21 protein-coding genes are annotated in these 24,546 nt (G+C 36.6%); 7 read left to right on the top strand and 14 right to left on the bottom strand.

The annotated features are described in order from the left end of the window. Positions 1-184: 184 nt before the first annotated feature. The gene (locus FHL06_RS09695) at positions 185-658 is read right to left on the bottom strand and encodes an Rrf2 family transcriptional regulator (protein ID WP_162000246.1); all 474 of its coding nucleotides are present in this window, start codon (positions 656-658) and stop codon (positions 185-187) included. 185 nt (positions 659-843) lie between these two features. Here FHL06_RS09695 and lacA point away from each other — a divergent pair, with 185 nt between their 5' ends. Then, on the top strand, positions 844-1,272 hold the full coding sequence (lacA, locus tag FHL06_RS09690) for a galactose-6-phosphate isomerase subunit LacA (RefSeq protein WP_153386121.1): 429 nt from the start codon (positions 844-846) through the stop codon (positions 1,270-1,272). A 2-nt stretch (positions 1,273-1,274) separates the two neighbouring features. Next, positions 1,275-1,868 carry a galactose-6-phosphate isomerase subunit LacB gene (gene lacB, locus FHL06_RS09685; RefSeq protein ID WP_153386119.1) on the top strand — a complete coding sequence of 198 codons (594 nt, stop codon included), beginning with the start codon at positions 1,275-1,277 and terminating at the stop codon, positions 1,866-1,868. A gap of 385 nt (positions 1,869-2,253) precedes the next feature. Here lacB and FHL06_RS09680 read toward each other — a convergent pair whose 3' ends face one another. From FHL06_RS09680 to rpmH, 13 genes are all read right to left on the bottom strand, one after another. Then, the gene (locus FHL06_RS09680; protein ID WP_162000247.1) at positions 2,254-3,162 is read right to left on the bottom strand and encodes a Gfo/Idh/MocA family oxidoreductase; all 909 of its coding nucleotides are present in this window, start codon (positions 3,160-3,162) and stop codon (positions 2,254-2,256) included. Between the two features lie 14 nt (positions 3,163-3,176). After that, positions 3,177-5,711, bottom strand: coding sequence for an excinuclease ABC subunit UvrA (locus tag FHL06_RS09675; RefSeq protein WP_153386117.1), 2,535 nt, complete (start codon positions 5,709-5,711; stop codon positions 3,177-3,179). 162 nt (positions 5,712-5,873) lie between these two features. After that, entirely contained in the window at positions 5,874-6,947 is a 1,074-nt protein-coding gene (locus tag FHL06_RS09670) for a S66 family peptidase (RefSeq protein WP_153386115.1), read from the bottom strand. Between the two features lie 177 nt (positions 6,948-7,124). Further along, a complete protein-coding gene (locus FHL06_RS09665) occupies positions 7,125-8,798 on the bottom strand; it encodes an adenine deaminase C-terminal domain-containing protein (RefSeq protein ID WP_153386113.1) in 1,674 nt (557 codons plus the stop codon). 24 nt (positions 8,799-8,822) lie between these two features. Further along, on the bottom strand, positions 8,823-9,887 hold the full coding sequence (locus tag FHL06_RS09660; RefSeq protein WP_153386111.1) for an ABC transporter substrate-binding protein: 1,065 nt from the start codon (positions 9,885-9,887) through the stop codon (positions 8,823-8,825). Positions 9,888-9,899: 12 nt separating this feature from the next. Further along, complete coding sequence (locus FHL06_RS09655) at positions 9,900-10,901, bottom strand: ABC transporter ATP-binding protein (RefSeq protein ID WP_153386109.1); 1,002 nt, start codon at positions 10,899-10,901, stop codon at positions 9,900-9,902. 10 nt (positions 10,902-10,911) lie between these two features. After that, positions 10,912-11,700: an ABC transporter permease gene (locus FHL06_RS09650; RefSeq protein ID WP_153386107.1), complete on the bottom strand. Its 789-nt coding sequence runs from the start codon at positions 11,698-11,700 to the stop codon at positions 10,912-10,914. Continuing rightward, positions 11,678-12,514 (bottom strand): ABC transporter permease, encoded by an 837-nt coding sequence (locus tag FHL06_RS09645; RefSeq protein WP_420360966.1) that lies wholly within the window; start codon positions 12,512-12,514, stop codon positions 11,678-11,680. The genes FHL06_RS09650 and FHL06_RS09645 overlap by 23 nt, the downstream gene beginning before the upstream one ends. Before the next feature lie 447 nt (positions 12,515-12,961). Next, positions 12,962-14,872 carry a tRNA uridine-5-carboxymethylaminomethyl(34) synthesis enzyme MnmG gene (mnmG, locus tag FHL06_RS09640; protein ID WP_153386105.1) on the bottom strand — a complete coding sequence of 637 codons (1,911 nt, stop codon included), beginning with the start codon at positions 14,870-14,872 and terminating at the stop codon, positions 12,962-12,964. A gap of 19 nt (positions 14,873-14,891) precedes the next feature. Beyond that, entirely contained in the window at positions 14,892-16,280 is a 1,389-nt protein-coding gene (gene mnmE, locus FHL06_RS09635; protein WP_153386103.1) for a tRNA uridine-5-carboxymethylaminomethyl(34) synthesis GTPase MnmE, read from the bottom strand. 141 nt (positions 16,281-16,421) lie between these two features. Beyond that, positions 16,422-17,264 carry a membrane protein insertase YidC gene (gene yidC / locus FHL06_RS09630; protein ID WP_162000248.1) on the bottom strand — a complete coding sequence of 281 codons (843 nt, stop codon included), beginning with the start codon at positions 17,262-17,264 and terminating at the stop codon, positions 16,422-16,424. 32 nt (positions 17,265-17,296) lie between these two features. Beyond that, positions 17,297-17,638: a ribonuclease P protein component gene (rnpA, locus tag FHL06_RS09625; protein ID WP_153386101.1), complete on the bottom strand. Its 342-nt coding sequence runs from the start codon at positions 17,636-17,638 to the stop codon at positions 17,297-17,299. A 67-nt stretch (positions 17,639-17,705) separates the two neighbouring features. Beyond that, a complete protein-coding gene (gene rpmH, locus FHL06_RS09620; protein ID WP_025085419.1) occupies positions 17,706-17,846 on the bottom strand; it encodes a 50S ribosomal protein L34 in 141 nt (46 codons plus the stop codon). Positions 17,847-18,351: 505 nt separating this feature from the next. Here rpmH and dnaA point away from each other — a divergent pair. The 5 genes from dnaA to gyrB all read left to right on the top strand — a co-directional run bounded on the left by dnaA (position 18,352) and on the right by gyrB (position 24,541). After that, the gene (gene dnaA / locus FHL06_RS09615; RefSeq protein WP_153386099.1) at positions 18,352-19,728 is read left to right on the top strand and encodes a chromosomal replication initiator protein DnaA; all 1,377 of its coding nucleotides are present in this window, start codon (positions 18,352-18,354) and stop codon (positions 19,726-19,728) included. 156 nt (positions 19,729-19,884) lie between these two features. Further along, positions 19,885-21,021 (top strand): DNA polymerase III subunit beta, encoded by a 1,137-nt coding sequence (gene dnaN / locus FHL06_RS09610; RefSeq protein ID WP_153386097.1) that lies wholly within the window; start codon positions 19,885-19,887, stop codon positions 21,019-21,021. Positions 21,022-21,260: 239 nt separating this feature from the next. Next, a complete protein-coding gene (gene yaaA / locus FHL06_RS09605; protein WP_153386095.1) occupies positions 21,261-21,470 on the top strand; it encodes a S4 domain-containing protein YaaA in 210 nt (69 codons plus the stop codon). Beyond that, positions 21,471-22,592, top strand: coding sequence for a DNA replication/repair protein RecF (gene recF, locus FHL06_RS09600; RefSeq protein WP_153386093.1), 1,122 nt, complete (start codon positions 21,471-21,473; stop codon positions 22,590-22,592). Beyond that, the gene (gene gyrB, locus FHL06_RS09595; protein ID WP_153386091.1) at positions 22,592-24,541 is read left to right on the top strand and encodes a DNA topoisomerase (ATP-hydrolyzing) subunit B; all 1,950 of its coding nucleotides are present in this window, start codon (positions 22,592-22,594) and stop codon (positions 24,539-24,541) included. Before recF ends, gyrB begins: the two co-directional genes overlap by 1 nt. The last annotated feature ends 5 nt before the right edge of the window (positions 24,542-24,546 follow it).

The raw sequence follows: 24,546 nt of genomic DNA, 5'->3' as shown, positions 1-24,546 counted from the left end.
ACTCCTGTTTGATTTGGTTTGGTTGCTTAAATCTTAACACGAGAACAGTGATGTTCTTTTTTTATCTAAAAGAGAATAAAAAACTGGCGTTGATTTATTCATCAACACCAGAAAGTTTAGAACCAAAAATCTCACTTAGAATGTAATTTACTTACAATTCTAAGTGAGATTTTTTTTGAAATTGTTATTTAGCAACCGTCTGAATCCAACGCTCTAAATCCTCAACATCATAATTTTCTTGAATTTGTTCCATCATCGTATTCAAAGTCATGCTATTCATTGTCGTAATCAAAGTATCTTCGAGATTGTTCATCGCCGTACTGACAGCACAAGGCTCGAGTTTAGCTTTATCTTTATTTAAAAATTTAACGAGTAAATGTTGGCTGGCAAAAACTTTTTCAGGACCTTCGATAGCTTTAAATATTTTATAAAAATCAATTTCCGCTAAAGGCACAGCTAAAGAAAAGCCACCTGATTTTCCAGTAGCGGATTTGACTAGGCCTTCTCTTACCAAAGCCTTGATAGTCTTTTTTAGATAGGAATGAGAAACGTGCAATCGTTGACTTAAGGCTAAAGAATTTATATGTTTGCCCTTTGGCAAGCGCGATAAGATTAATAAAACATAAATTGATTGCTCCCAACCTGATGAGATTTTCACTTGACACACTTTCTTAACGAAACTACTATCGATATTAGGGACACCTGGTATCCCTAAATGATTCTAACATTTTTATCATGCTAATTTTAGCATGCACTATCTTGATTAGAAAGCATTCATAAGGAGATGAAGAGGAGTCTTCCAACTAATCTGAGAATAACATCAAATAGAAAAGAGGAAGTAATATGCAAGTTGTTTTAGGATCAGATAAAGATGGTTTTGAACTCAAAGAATTTGTTAAAAAGAATTTGACTGAGCAAGGTTATGAGATTGTTGATCTCTCAACTACCCCAGCCAAGAACTTTATTGAATCTTCATTGGCAGTTACTCATAAGGTTCTAGAAAGCGGTATCAAAAAAGCAATTATGTTTGATAAATACGGTGTCGGCAGTACCATGGCTTCTAACAAAGTTAAGGGTATGGTTACAGCTAACGTTGAAGAGGAGCGTACCGGACATATGACAGCCTTACACAATGGTGCTAAAGCTATTGCTTTAGGTTCCGGTATTGTCGGACCTGAATTGGCCATGTCAATTATTAATCGTTACTTAAAGACTGAATATGCTGCAGGTAGACACCAAGTTCGTCTAAACATGCTTGAGGAGATGATTTAATTATGGCAACTGATAAATATGAATATGATGAAGATAGAGCTCAACCTGAATATGTCGATCCAAAAATCGACAAGCATACAATTGTTGCTTTAGCCAATGACCACATTGTCACTGATTTGAAAATGTTGATTTCCGACCATTTGAAGTCTGAAGGCTATCGGGTCTTAGATGTCGGTACTTATGATCACACAAGAACTCACTATCCAATGTACGGCAAACGTGCCGCTGATGCAGTTAATGATGGCAGAGCTGATTGCGCTATTGTGCTATGCGGTACTGGGATTGGTATTGGAACAGCCGCTGATAAAAATGACGGTATCCGCTGTGCTATCGTTGGCAATATTGCCCAAGCTGTTTATGCTAAGGAACAATTAAATGCCAATGTTTTGGCCTTTGCTGGAATTGTTCTTGGACGTGACTTCGTCTTCGATATCGTTGATTATTACTTAAATGCTAAGTATCAACCAAGCGATACTAACAAAGATCTCATTAAGAGAATCGATCAAATCGCCACTCCTAATCCAGATCAAACTGATAACCCTGACTTCTTTGATAGTGAAAATAAGAAGTGGGCTCAAGGAGTTTATCACGATTAATAAAAATTAAATACTTTTTATAAAAATAAAGCTCTTAGTTTGAACATAAATTCAAACTAAGAGCTTTTCTTATATTTAAATATGAATAATAAAAAAAGAGCCCTACATGTCTGCAGGACTCTTCTGTGGTAAGGTGCGGTGATTTTCCAAACGCTTGCGCGCCAACCACGTACCCTTACCTCGGTTTGGCACCGTTTGATAGTATCGCATGTTTTGCCTTCATAAGTCAATTTTATTAATTGAAATAATTGCTTTTAGTATCCGTTTTCAATAAGTTGAATTGGCAACTCTTACTCTGACAAGGCTTCAACAAACTTGTTTCACATGGAACATCTTGTATAAAGACAAGCGTTTGCCACCACATATAGTAAAAGGTACTAATTAATTAATTTTGAATTGTTTTGACCAAGTCATAACATAATTTGTGACTCAGGATTGAAGAATCTGGTGAAACGGGATTGTCTCCCTTTTCAGAGACGGCTTTGAGAAATGCTCTGATAATTGGATCAAATCCTCTAGTAACCAAAGTATTTTCCCAATCAGGACGAGCAGTTTGAGTTTTAGAGCCAGTTTGAAAAGTATCCAACAAATTAAGATTGGTTACTTCCTCTCTGGTCCTAATTCCTTGGACAGTCGATAACTCCAAATTGCTGCCACCTATCATGTTGGTAATGATTTGAGCTTGAGATTTTTGACCTCGTAAAGTGATATAGCCCTGTTGCAAATTTCCATCATCAGTTACCAAAAAGTTATCAACGTGTGCAATTTTTTCATCCATCAAATAAACTGCTGTATCAACTGAATGAATCATCAAATCAAAGATTGCAAAGGCTGTTGGCTGAATTGCTTTTTCACGAATCTTTTCAGATACGATTGTCCGCTTATCTTCAATTTGCTTTAATTCTTGATTAAATGGTGCGAATCTACGATTGAAGCCACATGTCAAAAGCAAATTATTTTTCGCTGCTAAATCGTATAAAGATTCTACCTGCGATAAGTCTTCAGACACCGGTTTATCAACATAAACATTGATACCATTTTCCAATAATTGCTTAATGATTTTAAAATGCGTCTGCGTTGGCGTATGAACGAAGACTGCCAACGGTTTTTCTGCTATCAATTCTTCTAAAGTCTGGTGAAAATGTTTGAAGCCGTACATCCGCTCCAATTTCTTACCTTTAGCTTCATTTCTAGTCGTTAAATGCCATTCATACTCATTTTGTAAGGTCGCCATTACTGGTAAATAAGCTTTTTGAGCAATATTTCCAAGTCCCATCACGCCAATTTTTTCCACATTATCAACTCCAATTAGTTTTCATCAAATAATTCCAAATGGTCTTTGAGATATTTTCCAGTCAAACTGTCTGGATTTTCTGCAACCGTTTTCGGATTACCCGTTGCTACAATTTTACCACCATTGACCCCGCCTTCGGGACCCAAATCGTTGATATAGTCGGCATTGGCAATAATATCTAAATCGTGTTCAATAACGATGATCGTAGCATGATTTTTCAACAATTTATTGAAGACATCCATTAACACTGAAACATCCCTTGGATGCAAACCGACGCTTGGTTCATCGAAAACGAAGAGTTGATTTTTTTGACTGCGTTTCATATAAGTTACTAACTTCAACCGCTGAGCTTCACCACCAGATAAGGTCGGCGTACTCTCACCTAATTTGAGATAACTCAAACCGATGCTGACCAAGACGTCAAGAATGCTTTTAATTCGTGGCACGTCGTGGAAAAATTCAACTGCTTCTTTGACTGACATATCCAATATTTCAGCGATATTTTTGCCATGCCAAGTGATATCAAGAATTTCTTTCTTATAACGATTACCATGGCAGACAGGGCAAATTTGTACCATATCAGGCAAGTATTGGATATCCAAGGTAATTACACCTGTTCCTCCGCAATTTGGGCATGCACCCTGCTTATTGTTGTATGAGAAGTAAGTTGGCGTAAATTTTTTGGCTTTAGCCGCTGGGGTCTCAGAAAAAATCTTGCGCAAACGATCCAAAATCTTCGTATAAGTCCCAACCGTTGAACGAACATTTTTACCAATTGGAACTGAATCCACCTTAACGATATTTTTAATTCCCGCCGCATCAATTGATTTAACGAAATCAGGTAAATTTTCACCCTCAATTTGGTCATTCAAAGCTGGCAAGAGACTGTCAAAAATCAAAGTAGTTTTTCCAGAACCAGACATCCCTGAAACCACATTGAGCGATTCCTTGCTGAATTTAGCCGTCATATCATGGATATTGTATCGGTCGCCAACTTCAATCGTAATTGCCCCATGTTCAAAAGGTTTTTGTTGCTGATGCTTGATTATTTGCGCTGTCCCAGTCAAATAAGGTTCAATCACAGAATTCTGATTTTCTTTAATTTGTTCAACCGTTCCTTGTGTTATAACACGTCCACCGTCATTACCAGAATCGGGTCCGATTTCAATCACATAATCAGCTGCCGCAATGATGCTAGTATCATGGTCAACCACAATCAATGAATTGCCTAGTTTAACTAATTCACGCAAAATTTTAATCAAGCCATCCACATTTGCTGGATGCAATCCGACACTGGGTTCGTCTAGAACGTACAAAACGCCAGTCATTTGATTGCGAATCGTTCGAGCCAATTGAATCCGTTGCAATTCACCAGTTGATAAGGTATTACCGGCTCGTGAAATGGATAAATAATTTAAGCCTAAATCAACTATGGGTGACAAGAGATCCAATAATTCATGGGTCAAATTTTTTCCTAATTTTTGCATATCTTCTGGCAACCATGACATAATCTCATCGCAGAAGTCTTGAAGTTGTGAAATAGTAAATTGACTGACTTGGGCGATGTTCTTGCCGACTAATTCATTAGTGAACAATTTTGGATTGAAGCGACTGCCGAGACAATCAGGACAAATTTTTTCTGAATAGAATCTTTCCAAACGTTTCAAGGTAGTTTCATTCTTAGTACTCTTCAAACTATTTTTTACGGCAGTAATAGCATTTTCATAAAGGGCATTCAATCTAAAGGAACGTCCCGTCTTAGTTGGGACCAAAACTTCCTTTTTTTGTTCTTTGCCATTTATGACAATATCTTTTTCTTTATCGGTTAAATCTTTAAATGGAACATTTGTCCTAACGCCAAGCTCTTTGATGATATCCTTTTGCAAGGTCCGACCAGGCAATCCCCATGAACGAACCGCACCTTCATCAATCGTTAAACTTTTGTCAGGGATAATCTTATCGATTTCAATTTCTTTTAAGAAACCTGTTCCCTCACATCTTGGGCAAGCTCCATCAGAATTGAAGGCAAAATCTTCTGCACTGAAAGCCATAAATTTTACTTGGCAGACAGGACAAGTCATCATGCCCATTTTTTCATCTGAAGATGGCAGATCCATCACTTCAGATATTTTTAACGTTGGTTTTAATCGATGACCATTGGGACAAACGACTGAAGCCAATCTTGAAAACATTAGTCTCAATATATTTAGACTTTCCGTCATAGTTCCAACGGTTGAACGAACGCCCGGAACAACTGGACGTTGTCTCAATGCAATCGTTGATGGCAGATTTTTGATGTTCTTTACATCGGAACGACCCATTTGCGTGATTCTTCTGCGAGTATAGGTCGATAAAGCATTGAGATACTTTCTAGCTCCTTCAGCGTAAATCGTATCCATTGCTAAAGATGACTTCCCCGAACCTGAAACACCAGTGATAGCTACAAATGAATTCAATGGTATCTTCACATCGATATTTTTGAGGTTATTAGCTTTGGCACCGATGACTTCAATATTTTCCGGAATATAATTCCTATGTCTGATTGTCATAAATTTCCCCTCTCACCTTATCAATTCATTCCAATGGCTTGATTATAACATTCAAAGCCTTGATTTCATTGGGATTGCACTTATGAATCATAACGCCATTATAGTTTGATTTATCACTCGATAAAAAGAACTAGGCCAATTAAATCGGCTTAGTTCTTTTATTTATGCAAAATAAGGTTCTACTATCGTTAAGCTATTCTTATCTAAATCAACTTCGGCTTTTAATCCATATGGCAATGCTGTTCTAGGATAAGCATGTCCAAAGTTTAAATTAGTCATCAATGGCGTTTGTAAATCTTCAGTGACCTCTTTTAGTATTTGGCAATACTCTTCATAGTAGACTTCATCTTGAGGTTTTCCGGTAATAATCGCAGAAACACTTTCTAAAATACCTTTTTGCTTAAGATGTTCTAACATTTCTCTATAAAGATCGGGTGATGGCTTCTCTTCACTAGTTTCAAGGAATAAAATTTTTCCTTGAAAGTCTTTAGCTTCTGGCAAAAGGTGATATTTTTGATTTACTTTTGGTTCATCTGCAAAATAACGATCAGTGATTAAACTATTAAGACTATCTAGACACCCTCCTAACAAGGTTCCTGAAACAATTCCTGATCCTCTAAGGACTTGAAATCCTTTGGTTTCTTTGTGGCTTATTCTAGTTTTATCAATAGCTTTAGTCGAAAAATCAGTTCTTTCTTCATACCAAACAGGACTAGTTTTTATTTCAGTTCTTTTGGGATTCTCAAAGTAATTTTGCAAGGTGTTTTTAGTATAGGGCAATAATTCTGGTCCTAATTCTGCCCAGTCATTTAAAAAGTTGGGACCATAATAAGTCGTCAATCCCAATTGGTAGAGCATCAAGTGGTCAACGGTGGTATCAGAAAAACCGCTAAATATTTTAGGATGTTCTTGAACGTTTTTAACGAATTCGGCATCATCTAGTAAATATGGTGCTAAACGATAAGTATCATTGCCGCCAATAGCCGAGAAAATTCCTTTGATTTCTTTATCGCTAAAAGCTTTTTTTAGGTCATCAGCTCTTTTTTCCGGATGATTCTTCAAATACTCAACGCCTTTTAGACTATTGGGCATAAAAACTGGAGTGAGTCCAAATTCCGCTAATCTTTCTTTCCCTTTTTCCAATTCATGTTTAGCAAAAGCTTCGCCTAATGTCCCAGCTGACAGACTGACAATAGCGACTTTATCACCTTTTTTTAACGCTTTAGATTTAATCATTAAGAACACCCCTCCAACTATAAATTGTCTTCGATTATAATTCTTATCATTGAGAATTGCCACACGATTTTAGCCGTTATAACGGTTAAGTGGCTTCGTTTATCATCTGATAACAAAAAAAAGCAGTGCCAATTCAAAATGAATTGGCACTGCTTTTTCTTTTATAGTTATCTTTATTTAATCAAATAATGGAATGTGTTCCTGTGTCTTAACGTCGAACATCCCTTTGTCTGATATTTTTAATTCTGGTGAAACAAGTAATGAAATCGTCGAAAATGACATAATCTCATTAAAGTTACGGTATCCAAGATTTTGCATTTCTAAACGAACTTGCTTGAGCTCCAATGCCAATTGTTCGATTGGCTTTTCACTGATGATACCACCGATTTTTAAAGGTGCATCAGCCACTATAACGCCGTTATTGACGACGAAATAGCCACCTTGTTCATCCAATATTTGATGTTGAACTTTTAAGATCGAATCAATATCGGTGCCTAAAACCATCAAGTTATGGTGGTCATGCGCCCAAGTTGCCCCAATAGCACCTTTTTTGTCAATGGCACTCTTAACTAGAGCAAAACTGATATTGCCATTTTTTCCATAGCGTTCTTGAACCATTAACAACGCTAAGCCACTAGTTTGCCAATCAATGACACCATCGACAACAGGCAATTCGAATTTTTTTGAAGTGGTAAAAGTACCTTTTTCGTTTAAAACAATGACATTTGCAGTGACAGATTGTTGAGAACTTTTCAGTAACAAGTCTTCTTTTCCAAGTCGCTTAGCAATAACTGAATGCTGCAATGCTTTTGAAAAATTAGGTTTTAAAGTTGGCAAATCAGAAACACTTTGACCATTTTTAAAGACTCGATCAATTTCAAAATTATCCAAATCATTTAGAAAGATCAAATCAGCCACTCGTCCTGGAGCAATCGCGCCACGATCATTTAACGACATCCGTCTTGCTGGAGTGTACGTTGCCATATAAATTGCTTTGCGCACTGGCATCCCCAATGATATGGCTCTTTTAACAATCAAATTCAAATGGCCGTTGACTAAATCGTCAGCCATCACATCATCAGTCACGAAGCCGGCATATTCATAAAGATTATTCTTAACGATAGTTTGCATATTTTCTTTTGATAAAGACTTATTTTGAAATTGAATGAACATCCCATCGTTGATTCGCTCGATGATGCTTTCTGGAGTCTGGAAAGTGTGATCGGAAGTAATGCCACTACCAGCAAATTTAGCCAAATCTAAGCCAGAATATTGTGGACAGTGGCCTTCAAGTGGCATCGTAGGACGCATTTTTTTACAAAGGTCGATTATTTGTCTAATCAAAGAATCAGGTTGCGATACGATTCCTTTGAAATTCATGGCCTCGCCTAAACAGACGATTTTAGGATTCTTGAGCAGCTCTTTTACTTCTTCTAAACCGATAATTCCCCCAGTAGTCTCCATTTCAGGCTTAGTGGATGGAACTGATGAAGGTAAAGCATAGAAAACATCAATCACGCTCTTTTGAGCCATAAATTCTTTTAAACCAGCAATCCCAGCGACATTTGAAATCTCATGCGCATCAGCAATCACTGTGGTCGTTCCAAATTTTACAGCTTCGTTTCCAAAATTAGCCGGATCAGTCATTGAACTTTCAATATGCATATGTGAATCAACTAATCCAGGAATGATGTATTCATTCTTAGCGTCGATAATTTTATCGGCCGAGAAGTCCAAATTAGGACCAACCATCAAAATTTTACCGTCTTTTATTGCGATAGCTTTTTTTTCAAATTCTTGTGAAAAAGTATTAAAAACCTGACCATTATTAATTAGCAAATCTACTCGCATTTTTACTTCCTCTTAGTTCAATTTTTAGTTCATTGTCTTGTTCCAAAGCTTAATCCAAGTTGGCAATTGTTTGTTGACGTAGTTGAAATCAAGCATCTTAGCACGTTTAGCTGTATCACCGTAAGTCATATATTGTGGGTCACTTAGAGTTACTGAACTATTGACTGGTGCATTGTTCAAAGAGTTTGATCCTGCAACCTTTGTTTGTGACTGCTTACTGATACGGTAATCAAGATACTTATAAGCAGCATCAGTATTCTTGCTATTCTTCAAAATTGAGGCTGTATCGTAATTGGCATATGTACCAGCTTGTGGAACTACATATTCAACATCTGGAGCAGCATTTTTAATCATACCGACCGCAAAGTCGCCAACTACAGCTGCATCGATTTCGCCTGATTTGAACATATTAGCTAAATCAGAAGACTTAGAATAAGTTTTAACAACATTAGGTTTGAGTTCTTTCAAAGCTTTGAAAGCTTTGTCTTGATCAATCTTGCCATTTTGCAAAGTATTAGAAGGTTGTTCTTCGTTTAAAGCGTGTTGATTGGCTAGATAGACCATTGCTGGTCCAAAGGTTGTTGCAATATCTGGAATAGCAATCTTTCCTTCTAATGCTTTATCCCAAAGTTGATCCCACGAAGTAATCTTGCCAGTCTTTTTAGGATTGTAGATGATACCAATACTGTTGACCGTGTATGGAACACTGTTAGTATCCTTAGCTAATTTTTGTTGATCTTTAGTTAAATATTTGAAATTCTTGAGCTTGCTAAAATCGATTTTCTTGAAAACATTTTTATTATTTCCAGCAACAGCATTATTTTGAGCCAATTCAATCACATCGATGCCAGAATTTGGATTATGAGAAACTTGCGTAAATCTCGAAGAACTGTCTCCAAATTGACTCTTAACGGTTAGATTGTTGTCTTTGCCAAATGGTTTAAGAACATCTCTAGTCATTTGTTTAGTAGCTAACCCAAAAGTTGAAACAGTTAGGTTTTTGCTTTCTTTTTTACCGCTACAACCGGCTACCAAAAACATGATTAAGAGTGCTGTAACGGTCATTAAAATTTTTGATTGTTTCTTCATGATGTTAATCCCCTATTTATCTTCCAATTCAATTAATGATGATTTTTCAAAATTTAAAGCTATTTGTGAGTCGTTGACATACTGATCGTTTTCAGTATCGATTTTCATACGTCCCAAAGGCGTTTCAACAATATATTGGTAATAGTTACCTAGGAAGTTTTTAGCGATGACCTTTCCTAAAAGACTATTCTCACCCTGTCCTAAAGTAATGTTCTCCGGTCTGATTGTTAGATAAGTCCCCGCAATCACATCGTTATAGTTCCAATTATTTTCTTGAGCCCATTTTTTAGGAATAAAGTTTTCGTAACCGATGAATTCAGCAACGAATTTAGTTCTTGGGTGTTGGTAAATCGTCTGTGGTGTATCCAGTTGCTCGATTTTGCCTTGATTCATAACGGCGACACGATCAGAAATTGCAAAACATTCCTCTTGATCGTGAGTAACAAAAATCGTTGTCATACTAAGCTTTTTTTGCAAGTGACTGATTTCTTCACGCATTTCAATTCTTAGCTTCGCATCCAAATTGCTCAAAGGTTCATCTAATAAAAGCACATCTGGATTAATAGCCAAAGCACGAGCTAGAGAAACACGTTGCTGTTGGCCACCAGATAACTCATTTGGCATCCGATCTTTTAATTCAGCTAATCCGGTCGTTTGTAAAATACTCAAAGTCTTTTCAGAAATTTCAGCTTTAGATAACTTTTTACGTTTTAGTCCAAAAGCAACATTTTGAAAAATGGTCATATGAGGAAATAATGCGTAACTTTGAAAGACCATGCCAAAATTTCTCTTATAAACGGGCACTTTGGAAATATCTTTATCTGAAACTTTGATTGAACCTGTTTGCATTGGCAATAACCCCGAGATTAGACGCAACATCGTCGTTTTACCGCAACCGCTGGGTCCTAAAATCGATAGCAATTCGACATCTTTTATTTCTAATGAAAGGTTTTTCAAAACTTGTTTATTTTTTTGATATGAAAGCGATAGATCTGATATTTTAATTTGTGCCAAAATTTGTCTCCTAAGTTAATTTGTTCAATCCTAAGTACTTTTCAGCAATCATCATTAAAGCGCCAGTAATTATCATTAAAATAACCGAGACCGCTGAAACTGTTGGATCATAATTATTTTCCAGGTAATTCAAAATTGAAGTTGGCAACATACTCAATGACGGACCATTCATGAATAGCGTGATGGGGATATTGTTAAAAGAAGTGATAAACGAAAGAATAAATGCTGCCATAATGCTTTGCTTAATGTTTGGAATGACGACTTTAAAGAAAGTTATAACTTTGTTATAGCCAACCATCCAAGCAGCCTCTTCAATCCGCTTGTCTAAATCCATCATGCCGGCAGTTAAAAGCCGAATCACATAAGGCATGCACAAGAGAAAATGACCAATCAACAAACTGATGAATAACGGCCAACCAAAACTAATTACTAAAGTTTGGTAAAGTGCGAAGCCAATAACGATTTCCGGTATCAACGCTGGACTTAAGAAAATATGTTGGAACCAATTCTTACGATGAATCTGAAATCTAGTCAACGCATAAACCGCTGGAATTCCCACTATTAAAGCAATTCCCGATGCCAAGATAGCAACGATGAAACTCATCTTCATTCCATCGACAAAATCCGGTTGTTGGAAAACATTGTGATACCACTCAAAAGTAAAACCCTTAATGGGAAATGAGATAGCCGGTTCCGTTCCAAAAGATGTCACCACGACAATAACTAGTGGCAAAATCAGCAATAGTAAAACTAGGAACCCGACCACGGAAGAAAACCTAATTTTTAATTTCAAGACCATTCCTCCGATCAATCAATTTAGATAATCCATTTAGAATCAACATCGTCACTACCGCTATAACGGTTAAGACAATTGCAATCACACTCGCACTAGTCCAATTTCCTAAAGTAATAGACTGTTGTTGCAGCAATGTTGCTAGAACCATATTTTTATTTCCACCGAGCAATTGAGGCGTCGTATAAGCTGTTAGTGCTCCAACGAAAACCAGAATCGATCCTGTAAAAATACCGATTGAAACTTGCGGTAAAATCACCTTAAAGAAAACAATCATTGGTCTTGCACCCAAAACCTCTGCAGCTTCTTCAACTTCGTAATTCAATTGGCTAAAAGAACTGACTAGAGATGTAATCATGATGGGCAAGAATAAGTAAACTGCACCAACAATAATTGCCAAATTGGTATACAAGAGCGTCAAAGGACTGCTGATGATATGCAATTTCATGAGGAAATTATTGATAACGCCGTTTTTGCCCAAAATCATAATCCAAGCAAAATTTCTCACGACAGCATTGGTCAAAATTGGAAATAATACGATGATACTAACGACTTTTCGCCAACTGCCATTTAATCTTGAAATCCAATAAGCCGTTGGTAATCCCAACCCGAGAGTTATCAATGTTGTCACTACAGCAATGAATAATGTTCGGAAAATAACTTGGATATTATTTTGACTGGAAAAAAATAATTGATAATTACTAAACAGTGAACGGCCATCAGTAAACGTCGGTACAAACATTCTTAATACTGGATATATCAATAATATTATGATTATCAATAAGCCGGGTAATAAGAGTAAAGTAGCAAATTTCTTCAAAAGTGCTCAACCTTTCTAATCAATTGATAATGACAAATTACCATTAAAATACGAACGATGTCAATATCGTTTTCGATAATAGTTCGTAATTTATAAAATTGATTAGGATTTTAAAATAAACATTTTTTTATTGCTACTACTTATGTTAGAAAAAATACTTGTAATTCAACATTTGTCTAAACCTCTTGATTTATATGAAATTAGAAAAATATTATTTCGATTTACAAATCGTACACCCGATTTATATTGTTTTTGTAACGTTATAACGATAAATGCTGTTAATTTATCAACCGATAAATAAAGACGCAAAAAGAAGTTGGAGACATAACCATTCTTTCTCCTAAACTTGCAGCATAAACAAAAATAGCTCCTGGTAATCAAAATACAATTACCAGAAGCTATTTATCTTAATTTTCGAAAGATGAACATGTTCTGTCTTGCTTTTTTTTACTTACTTGTTTCAGGCAATTTAGCAATCTTTCCTTGTTCGATATAAACACTCAAAATACCAATATCAGCTGGATTTACACCACTGATACGACTTGCTTGAGCAATCGTGTGCGGATTGATTTTGCTTAATTTTTGAACGGCCTCAGTTGCCAAACTGTCGACCTTTGTGTAGTCGATTCGATCAGGAATAACCTTTGCTTCCATCTTCTTCAATCGATCGATTCTCATTTGTTCCTTCTTGATATATCCAGCATACTTAGTTGCAATTTCAACTTGTTCAGCAACTCGTCTATCAACTGGGTAATCAGCTTCTCCTACCATATCAACGATATCTGAATAGTGAAGTTCTGGTCTTCTCAAGAAGTGGTCAGCTAAGACGCCATCTTTTAATGGCTTCAAACCGTGAGCTTTCAAGAATGGCAAGGCCATCTTAGGCGTAATCATCTTGTGGGCTAAGCGATCCAATTCCTTTTTGATCGTATCACGCTTTTCATTAAAGGCTTGGTAACGTTCGTCACTGATGAGACCTAATTTATAGCCATAATCTGTTAAACGAAGGTCAGCATTATCGTGACGTAAAATCAAACGATATTCAGCACGACTCGTCAACAAACGGTATGGTTCGTTAGTTCCCTTAGTTACTAAATCATCGATTAAGACGCCGATATAAGCTTCATTACGGTGCAAAATGAATGGGTCTTTTCCTTGAGCACGAAGAGCTGCATTGATACCAGCCATAATACCTTGGCCAGCAGCCTCTTCATAACCAGAAGTTCCGTTCATTTGTCCAGCTGTAAAGAGGTTCTTAACAACCTTAGTTTCCAAATTCAACTTCAACTGCCATGGTTCGATAACGTCGTATTCAATGGCATAGCCAGGACGCATCAACTTAGCATTTTGCAAACCAGCAACTGAATGAATCATCTTCAATTGAACTTCTTCAGGCATAGATGTTGAGAAATCACCAACATAATACTCTTGAGTATCCTTGCCTTCTGGTTCCAAGAAGATTTGGTGTCTTGGCTTATCAGCAAAACGAACAATCTTATCTTCGATTGAAGGACAGTATCTAGGACCAACACCCTTGATAACGCCAGAAAACATTGGAGCACGATTCAAGTTTTCACGAATGATCTTGTGAGTATCAGCATTGGTATATGTCATCCAACAAGAGATTTGATGTTGCAAATAACTAGAATCAGGTGTTTCAAAGGAGAAATGATTAGGCTCCTTATCACCTGGTTGTTCGATTGTTTGGTCAAAATCAATTGTATTCTTGTTAACACGTGGAGGCGTACCAGTCTTGAAACGAGTCAACTTGAAACCGTGCTTTTCAAGATCTTCTGACAACTTGATTGAAGGGATACTGTTGTTTGGACCTGATGAATAAGTTAATTCACCAATAATAATCTTGCCTCGTGATGAAGTTCCGGCTGTCAAAACAACTGTTTTAGCGTGATATCTAGCTCCAGTAGCAGTAACAATACCTTTGCAGACGCCATCTTCAACAATCAATTTTTCAGCAATACCTTGGCGAAGAGTTAAGTTATCTTCATTTTCCAAAACATCTTTCATAACACGGTGGTACATGTTCTTATCAGCTTGGGCACGTAAAGCACGAACGGCAGGTCCCTTACCAGTATTGAGCATTCTCATTTGGATATAAGTCTTATCAATGTTTCGGCCCATTTCGCCACCTAAAGCATCGATTTCACGGACAACGATTCCTTTAGCAGGTCCACCAACTGAAGGATTACATGGCATGAAAGCTACCATATCCAAATTAATTGTAATTAAAAGGGTCTTTTGGCCCATTCTAGCAGCAGCTAAGGCCGCCTCTGAACCAGCATGGCCAGCACCTACGACGATGACGTCATAAGTTTCTGAATCAAATTCTTTAACTTCCATCTATCTTTTCACCTATATTTTATTTTCCTAAACAGAATTGTGAGAATAGTTGCGTGATCAATTCATCTTGATAACTCTCACCAGTAATTTCCCCGAGAGTGTCCCAGCAAGCTGTCATATCGATTTGAACTAAATCAATAGGCATTCCTGCTTGGATACCGGAAATAACGTCATTCAAGCTATTTTTGGCTTTACGAAGCAAGCCTGCTTGACGAGCACTAGTGATAATCACGTTGTTGCTATTATCTTCAATTCCGGCGTTGAATATTTTGCTGATGGTTTGCTTGATTGTTTCAATACCATCATTTTTAATTGCTGATGTCTTCAAAATCGTGTCATCAGGCTTCAATTGAACTACTGATTCTGGTGAAATGACCGGAATCAAATCGTTCTTATTAAAGATAATGATTCGTTTCTTGTCATTTGTCGCATCTAATAATTCTTTATCGTCTTCTTCAAGTTCCCGACTAGAATCTAAAACCACAATAACTAGGTCAGCACCTTTTAGTGCTTGACGAGAACGTTCGACACCGATTTTTTCGACTTTATCTTGTGTATCACGAATTCCAGCTGTATCGATCAATTTCAAAGGTACGCCATCGATATTGACGTATTGTTCGACGACATCCCTAGTGGTTCCAGCAACATCAGTAACAATAGCTTTATCTTCATCCAAAAGACGATTCAACAAACTTGATTTACCAACGTTAGGTTTACCGACGATTGCCGTGGCCAGACCATGTTGCAAAATTTCGCCGCTATCAGCTGTTTTCAAGAGACTATCAATACTCTTGCCAACTGTTTTAGCTTTTTCCAACAACATCTTGGTCGTCATTTGGTCAGTATCATATTCTGGATAATCGATATTAACTTCAACTTGAGCCAAAGAATCCAAGATTTCTTGACGTAAGTTAGAAATCAAATGATGCAAATTACCATCCAATTGATTGACAGCTACTTGCATTGCTTTATCAGTTTTAGCACGAATCAAATCCATAACAGATTCAGCTTGCGTCAAATCGATACGACCATTTAAAAAGGCCCGTTTGGTAAATTCGCCTGGTTCAGCCATTCTGGCACCGTAACCAAGTAATAATTGCAGTACTTTATTAGTCGCAACTATACCCCCATGGGTATTTATTTCGATGATATCCTCACGTGTGAAAGTCTTTGGGGCACGCATAACTGAGACCATAACTTCATCAACTAATTGACCATTACTAGGATCGATTATGTGGCCATAATTTATGGTGTGACTTTGAACTTTACTTAAGTCACGTCCTTTAAAGACCTTTTTAGCAACTTCAACCGCTTGGTCTCCTGACATTCTGACGATTGAGATGGCACCTTCCCCAGGAGGCGTCGAAATGGCTGCTATTGTGTCATATTCTGTTACTGCACTTGGCATAATAAAGCTCCCTTCCTATTTTTGAGCATAAAAAAAGTGCATAATCCGCCTGTTTGACGGAAAAGCACCTTGACTACTTTTCTATTTATATACTATGAGCAATTTCTAAAACATCTTAACCAGATTTTTATCAATTGTCAATCATTTACGATTTTTATAGATACGTTTCTTAGCTTTTCTAAGTCGACGTTTTTTCTCGCGCTCTGCTTCTTCAGCTTCTCTCTTTTCACGACGATACTTGAACGGATTTTGGAAAGCCAATGTCTGAAGAACTTGGAACGCATTAGTAACAACCCAGTAAATAGTGATGGCAGATGGGAATGTCAAAGCTGGAACGAAAATAAAGATTGGCATGACCCATGTCATAATCTTGGTTGTCGAATTTTGCGTTGGTTGTGAGTAACTTGAAATGTATGTACTCAAGAAAGTAAATACAGCCGCTAACACAGCCATAATGTAATATGGATCAGCTTTTCCTAGCTCCATCCATAAGAAACTACCATTACGCAATTGCGTTGTTTTATAGATAGCTTGATACAAAGCGAACATAACTGGCAATTGAATTACCAATGGCAAACAGCCCGCTACCGGATTAACTCCAGCTTCACTATATAGTTTTTGTGTCTCTTCACGTAATTTTTGTTGTGTATCGACATCTTTAGCTGAATATTTCTTTTGAAGAGCCTGCATTTGAGGTTGAATCTTCATTTGCTTATTCATGCTTCTAATCTGGAGCCAGTTCAGTGGCAACAAAATAATTCTTACGATCAACGTAAAGAATACAATGGCCCAACCATAACTATTGCCAACTAATGAAGCTAACCAAAGAATGAATCTCGAAAAACTATATATAACATAGTGATCCCAGAAACCAGTACTATGACTAGTAATTGGCTCGTTTAGGTTTGAACATCCAGCTAGAACCAAGACAACACTCAGTAACAGTGCGATACCTACGTATTTCTTTAAGCTTTTTTTATTCACTTTTACACCTATTTAGTTAAAATTTTTCTACCCTAATTTAATACTTTACCTAATTTCAATAAATGTACAATATTTTTTTTCGTTTCAAACATATCTAAATCGACCGCTGGTTTTCTTGCAATAATTAAGAAATCTAACTCAGCAGGAATTTCCGGCTTCAATTCCAAAAGTGATTGGCGAACGTATCTTTTAATCCGATTACGCCCCACAGCCGTATGCGAAACTTTCTTTCCAACGGAAAGACCAACTCTAAAATGTTTTTGATCTTTCTTAGGCATCTTATACAAAACGAAATTACGATTTGCGACAGAATTACCGTTGGAATAGACATATTGAAACTCATTTTCTTTTTTTATGCGATAACTTTTTCTCATATGTCACCAGACTACCCTTGTTTTGTAATAAAAAAAGACCACCAAAATGTTCAGTGATCCTTCAAAACTAAGCTGATAATACTTTTCTACCTTTTTTGCGACGTCTTGCTAGAACCTTGCGACCATTACTTGTACTCATTCTTTTCATGAAACCATGGACGCGTTCACGATGACGCTTCTTTGGTTGATATGTTCTCTTTGTAGTCATCAATAAACCTCCTGACTCTTATATTAAATTATTCACTTCTTCAGACAATTGCTTAACTATAATATCATGTTATGGCAATTTTTTAAACAGCTAATTTCCTATAAATGTCAAATAAACATTAATTATTTTAAAAAGTTTTTCGCAATTTCTATTGTGGATAAAAAGTGGACGATTGTGATAACTTATTTTTTCCACAGGACAGTAAACAAACTTTTCCATCTGTTAATTTGGCTGTGATTTGGTTTTCCACAGGGTTTGTTCAAATCTTGTTTTTTCTTTGTAACAGCTGAAAATAGGTACTTTCTTAGCCTGTGGATTGTGCATAACTGTGTTAACAACTTTTCAGCTTATATATTTTCCACAGGGTTGTGCATTTAGTAAATACCTGTTGTTATTTCTTCAAATTTAAACATGTGTTCTGTGGAAAACTATTTAATAGAATGATAAACTATAGAATGTCATTTTAGGGAAAAAATTATCCACAACCAAGATTGGGGGGAAATAATTGCCAAATATAAGTAACTCAACTGATCCAAAACTAATTGAATTTTGGGACTATTTTACAAACAAACTAAGATCTCAATTAACTTCTGTGAGTTACTCAACTTGGGTTGAAAGTGCTAATCCCTTATATATAGATGGAAATAACATTTACATTTCTGTCCCAACAAAACTACATAAAGATTATTGGGAAAGAAATTACACGGAAAAAATTGCTATTTACTCATATGAATTAAATGGGATTGAACTTAACCCAATAATAGAAAACGATGAAGACAGCGCAAAAAAAGAGGAGCAAAAAGTTGCTCCTCACATTGAACCTGCTCAAGAATCAGCTCAGCCAAAGCATGTATTTCATAATTCGCATCTGAATCCAAAATACACTTTTGCTTCTTTTATTGTTGGTAGCGGTAATCAAATGGCACATGCTGCAGCCCTTGCTGCGGCAGAAGATCCAGGTGGAGTATACAATCCACTTTTTATCTACGGTGGCGTAGGTCTTGGAAAGACTCATTTAATGCAAGCAATTGGACATCAAATGATCAAACTAGACCCACTGGCAAAAGTTAAATACGTTACAAGCGAAACTTTCGCTAATGACTTTATCAATTCAATTCAAATGAGGACCCAAGACGATTTCAGACAGGAATATCGAAACGTCGATCTACTATTAATAGATGATATTCAATTTTTCGCTGAAAAAGAGGGAACTCAAGAAGAATTTTTCCATACTTTTAATGAACTATATGAAAATGGTAAGCAGATCGTCATGACTTCTGATCGTTTACCTAACGAAATCCCTAAATTACAGGCCAGATTGGTTTCTAGATTTACCAGTGGTTTGTCAGCTGACATCACTGCTCCTGATTTAGAAACTCGAATTGCAATTTTGCGTAACAAAGCCAAAGCAGAACATCTTGAAATTCCAAATGATACTTTGTCTTACATCGCAGCCCAAGTCGATACGAATGTCCGTGAGCTTGAGGGCGCATTGATTCGCGTTCAAGCTTATTCAACGACTAAAAATACTGATATTACTAAGTCAGTTGCTGCTGATGCTTTGAAAGTATTCAAACTCTCTAATGACAAAAAAGGTCTTTCAGTTGCGAAGATTCAAACTAAAGTTGCCAAATATTATCACGTTTCCGTTCAGGATTTAAAAGGGAAGAAGCGTGTTAAAAATATTGTCTTACCTCGACAAATTGCAATGTATTTGAGCCGAGAACTAACAGATCGATCACTTCCACAAATTGGTATGGAATTTGGCGGAAAAGATCATACGACTGTTATGCATTCATGTGATAAAATATCCGAGTTAGTCATAAAAGATGAGGACGTAAAACGTTCTGTCAACGAATTGAAAGACGACCTCAGAAATTAACATGTTTATAACTTTTGAGTTTTCCCAAAGTTATCCACAGCTGTTAATAACAAGGATTTTCACTAGACAATTAGTCTTCTGATACTTTTCCACAGTTTTAACAGTCCCTACTACTACTTCTATCTTTATATTAATTAATTAAAAAAGGAGTTACCTATGAAATTTTCTATTGATCGATCAAAATTCATAAATCAAACAAGTAACGTTCAAAGAGCAATTTCCACGAAGACAACTATTCCAATTTTGACAGGCATGAAATTAGACCTTTCAGAAACAGGTCTAACGATCACTGGAAGTAATTCTGATATCTCTATCACATCATTTATTTCTAAAGATGATTCAGACAATGACTTAAAAATCGATAGCATCGGTTCAATTGTTTTACCAGCTAGATTCTTTAACGAAATTATTAAAAAACTTCCTGGAGATAATTTTGAACTCGAAGTTTTAGACAATAATCAAACTTTAATCAAATCTGGAGTTTCAGAATTTACTATCAACGGATTAGATGCCGTTAATTATCCACACTTGCCAGATGTTGAAACTGATAACCAATTAGTTTTGCCAACTGATGTTTTTAAAGAAGTTGTCAATCAAACAGTTATCGCTGTTTCAACGCAAGAAAGTCGTCCAGTTTTAACTGGTGTTAATTTCTTGATTACTAGTGAAGGTTTGACTGCAGTTGCGACTGATAGTCACCGTCTTTCACAAAGAAAAATCAATATCACAAGCGATGAAGACTACAATCTAATCATTCCTGGTAAAAGTTTGACAGAACTTGTCAGAACAATTGATGATTCAGTTAAGGAAATTTCAATGTCTATTTCTGAAAATCAAGTTTTATTCAGCTTTGACAATATTATGTTCTATTCACGCTTGCTTGATGGAAGATATCCTGAAACTGATCGTCTAATCCCTGACGAATCGAACACGCTTTTAACATTTGATTCATCAAAATTATTAGCTTCAGTCGAACGTGCTTCGCTTCTTTCTCATGAAAGTCGAAATAACGTTATTAAATTAGAAATCAAAGCTGTCGACAAAAAAGCTACTCTTTACGGAAACTCTCCTGAAGTTGGTACCGTTGAAGAAGTCTTAGATTTTGACAGTCTCGAGGGCGATGACTTGGAAATTTCATTCAATCCTGATTATCTAAAAGATGCTTTACGTTCTTTTGGAAGCAACACGACAATTGAAATGAGCTTTACATCACCATTGCACCCATTCACTTTAAGACCAGTCGAAGATCGTGATAATTTCGTTCAACTTATCACTCCAGTACGTACTTTTTAATGTGAATTTACCAAAATAGACTGAACTTTCGGTTCGGTCTATTTTTTTTGACTTCATAGATTTAAAAGCAATAGATAAGCGATGGGACTTTTTTCTAGTAATTTTAGTGGGTAGATACTCCTTATTTAAAAAATTGCTCATATCGCCTGATATTTCGTTCTAAGTTGTCTTTTATTGTGAAAACAACTATAATATTGGTATGTCATTAATGGATAAATCTAATAAATAGGGTGTTAACAATGTCTGAAAAAATTAAGCTAGAAACTGAATTTATTACTTTAGGTCAACTTTTAAAAGATGAAGGAGTCATTGCAACTGGTGGTCAAGCCAAATGGTTCTTGAGAGAAAATTCAGTCTTACTTAATGGCAGTCCTGAGGATCGTCGTGGTAAGAAATTGCGCTCAGGGGACGTTATAGTTGTCGGTGATCAAACTTTTGAAATTGAATAAATGTTCGTAAAAGAACTGCGACTTCAAAATTATCGCAACTATGAATCCTTACAGGTCAATTTTTCACCCAATATCAACGTTTTTTTGGGAGAAAATGCTCAAGGCAAGACCAATTTATTAGAGGCCATGTACTTTTTGGCGTTGACAAGAAGTCATCGAACCTCAAATGACAAGGATTTAATTAAGTGGGGCAATGATTTTGCTAGAATTTCAGGAACAGTTATCAAAGATAATTCCAGTCGTTTGAAATTAGATTTGGTAATCAGCAAATCAGGGAAAAAAGCTAAGTTGAATAACTTAGAACAACGAAGACTGTCGAGTTATATCGGTAATTTGAACGTTGTCTTATTTTCTCCAGAAGATTTGTCGATTGTAAAAGGCAATCCGGGAATTCGGCGAAAATTTATTGATATGGAATTTGGTCAGATGTCTGGTCATTATCTGAAAACGACTAGTCAATTTCGATCAGTTCTGAAACAGCGAAATGCATATTTGAAAAAACTTCAGCATCATCAAGCTAACGATATGATTTATCTGGATGTCTTGTCGGATCAGTTTTCGGCTTTTTGTGCGGAAGTAGTTTTTTCGCGCTTACAGTTCTTACAAGAATTACAGACACATATTGAAAAGATTCATGCAAATATAACTGAAGGCAATGAAGAATTAAAAATTGCTTACAAGACATTTTTCAATACTGATGGAAAATCGCTTGAAAACATTTATAATATTTTCAAAGAAAATTTCAAAAAGAATTACCAAAAAGAGATTCAGCGCGGCGTGACACTATTTGGACCACATCGTGACGACATCAAATTTATGGTAAATGGAAAAAATGCACAAGACTTTGGTTCCCAAGGGCAACAGCGTTCGGTGGCTTTAAGTTTGAAATTAGCTGAGGTCGAATTGATTAAGGATCAAGTTGGCGATTACCCAATTCTTTTATTGGATGACGTTTTATCTGAACTTGATCATAAACGCCAAACCCACTTATTATCGTCAATCAAAAATGGTATACAGACCTTTATTACGACCACATCAATCGATGATGTTGATCCAAAATTGGTGAAAAACCCTAATATTTTAAATATTACTAATGGCAAAGTTCAACAGGAGGAGATTTAATGGCTGAAGACAGAAAAGCTGAGCTAGAAAAAAGAGAAGAACAAGTCGAAGAATATGATGCAAGTCAAATTCAAGTTCTTGAAGGACTAGAGGCTGTTCGTAAACGTCCCGGTATGTATATCGGTTCTACTAGTAAGCAAGGTTTACACCATCTTGTTTGGGAAATTATTGATAATGGTATTGATGAAGCTTTAGCTGGTTTCGCTACAAAGATCGAAGTTACTGTTGAGCCAGATAACTCCATTACTGTTACTGATGACGGACGTGGTATTCCAGTTGATATTCAAAAGAAGACTGGTAAGCCAGCACTTGAAACAGTTTATACAATTTTGCATGCCGGAGGTAAATTCGGCGGTGGCGGTTATAAGGTATCTGGTGGTCTTCACGGTGTCGGTGCTTCCGTTGTAAACGCATTGAGTAGCGAACTTGATGTTGAAGTTGTTCGTGGTGGCAAACGCTATGGAATCGACTTCAAACGTGGAAAAGTCAATCATTCAATGCACGTTTTAGGCGACGCTGGTGAATTCGATCATGGAACTCGGGTTCATTTCGTACCTGATTCAGATATTTTTACCGAAACTACTACTTATGATGACAAAGTTTTGACGACTAGAATTCGTGAATTGGCTTTCTTAAATAAAGGTTTGAAATTGACTTTTACAGATAAAAGAGCTGATACAGCTGAGAAGTTAGTCTTCCACTATGAAGGTGGAATCAAGAGTTATGTTGAATTCTTGGATAAAGATAAAGAAGTTCTCTTTGATGAACCAATTTATCTTGAAGGTGTTCAAAAGGGCATTACAGTTGAAGTATCACTTCAATATACTGATGAATACCACACTAATTTGATGACTTTTGCTAACAACATTCACACCTACGAAGGTGGTACTCACGAAGTCGGATTCAAGACTGCTTTGACACGTGTCATCAATGATTACGCTCATAAGAATAAATTATTAAAAGATACTGAAAAATTATCTGGTGAAGATGTTCGTGAAGGAATGACAGCTGTTGTTTCGATCAAGCACCCAGATCCACAATTTGAAGGTCAAACAAAGACTAAATTAGGTAACTCTGATGCTCGAACGATTACTGATCGCTTATTCAGTGAACATTTCATGAAATTCCTCATGGAAAATCCTGATACAGCTAAGAAAATCGTTGAAAAAGGTTCTCTAGCTACAAAGGCTCGTCTAGCTGCTAAGCGTGCTCGTGAAGTAACGAGAAAGCAAAACGGACTAGAAATCAGTAACTTGCCTGGTAAGTTGGCTGATAATGCCAGCAAAGACCCAGAAATTTCAGAATTATTTATCGTCGAGGGTGATTCAGCCGGTGGTTCTGCTAAGACCGGTCGTTCACGTTTGACACAAGCAATTTTGCCTATTAGAGGTAAAATTTTGAATGTTGAAAAAGCCACGATGGACAAAATTTTGGCTAACGAAGAAATCAGAACACTGTTCACGGCTATGGGAACTGGATTTGGGGATGATTTCGACATTTCTAAAGCTAGATATCACAAGATCATTATCATGACCGATGCCGATGTCGATGGTGCCCACATTAGAACCTTGCTTTTGACTTTGCTTTACAGATATATGCGTCCGGTCGTTGATGCAGGATATGTTTATATCGCTAAGCCACCTTTGTATCAAGTTCGTCAAGGCAAGATGATGAGATACTTCGATACAGATAAGGAAAAAGACGACTTTGTTGAACAATTGCCACCAAAGCCAGAACCAAAGATTCAACGTTACAAGGGTCTTGGTGAAATGGATGCGGACCAATTGTGGGAAACAACTATGGACCCAGAAAAGAGAAGATTGGATCGCGTTAACCTCGATGATGCCATCGAAGCTAACCAAATTTTCTCAATGTTGATGGGTGACAAAGTTGAACCTAGAAGAGAGTTCATCGAAGCCAATGCACGTTATGCAGAAGTAGATTACTAGGGAGG

Origin of the sequence: Companilactobacillus halodurans (assembly GCF_009600985.1) — a bacterium.
Lineage (GTDB): Bacteria > Bacillota > Bacilli > Lactobacillales > Lactobacillaceae > Companilactobacillus > Companilactobacillus halodurans.
The sequence above is the reverse complement of the archived record's forward strand: the minus strand, read 5'-3'. Positions and strand labels throughout refer to the sequence as shown.

Excerpts from the sequence above, each read along its gene's own strand:
- lacA (WP_153386121.1), top strand. The coding sequence starts at position 844 with ATGCAAGTTGTTTTAGGATCAGATAAAGATGGTTTTGAACTCAAAGAA.
- lacB (WP_153386119.1), top strand. The coding sequence starts at position 1,275 with ATGGCAACTGATAAATATGAATATGATGAAGATAGAGCTCAACCTGAA.
- FHL06_RS09675 (WP_153386117.1), bottom strand. The coding sequence starts at position 5,711 with ATGACAATCAGACATAGGAATTATATTCCGGAAAATATTGAAGTCATC.
- FHL06_RS09670 (WP_153386115.1), bottom strand. The coding sequence starts at position 6,947 with ATGATTAAATCTAAAGCGTTAAAAAAAGGTGATAAAGTCGCTATTGTC.
- FHL06_RS09665 (WP_153386113.1), bottom strand. The coding sequence starts at position 8,798 with ATGCGAGTAGATTTGCTAATTAATAATGGTCAGGTTTTTAATACTTTT.
- FHL06_RS09660 (WP_153386111.1), bottom strand. The coding sequence starts at position 9,887 with ATGAAGAAACAATCAAAAATTTTAATGACCGTTACAGCACTCTTAATC.
- FHL06_RS09650 (WP_153386107.1), bottom strand. The coding sequence starts at position 11,700 with ATGGTCTTGAAATTAAAAATTAGGTTTTCTTCCGTGGTCGGGTTCCTA.
- mnmG (WP_153386105.1), bottom strand. The coding sequence starts at position 14,872 with ATGGAAGTTAAAGAATTTGATTCAGAAACTTATGACGTCATCGTCGTA.
- mnmE (WP_153386103.1), bottom strand. The coding sequence starts at position 16,280 with ATGCCAAGTGCAGTAACAGAATATGACACAATAGCAGCCATTTCGACG.
- rnpA (WP_153386101.1), bottom strand. The coding sequence starts at position 17,638 with ATGAGAAAAAGTTATCGCATAAAAAAAGAAAATGAGTTTCAATATGTC.
- rpmH (WP_025085419.1), bottom strand. The coding sequence starts at position 17,846 with ATGACTACAAAGAGAACATATCAACCAAAGAAGCGTCATCGTGAACGC.
- dnaN (WP_153386097.1), top strand. The coding sequence starts at position 19,885 with ATGAAATTTTCTATTGATCGATCAAAATTCATAAATCAAACAAGTAAC.
- yaaA (WP_153386095.1), top strand. The coding sequence starts at position 21,261 with ATGTCTGAAAAAATTAAGCTAGAAACTGAATTTATTACTTTAGGTCAA.
- recF (WP_153386093.1), top strand. The coding sequence starts at position 21,471 with ATGTTCGTAAAAGAACTGCGACTTCAAAATTATCGCAACTATGAATCC.
- gyrB (WP_153386091.1), top strand. The coding sequence starts at position 22,592 with ATGGCTGAAGACAGAAAAGCTGAGCTAGAAAAAAGAGAAGAACAAGTC.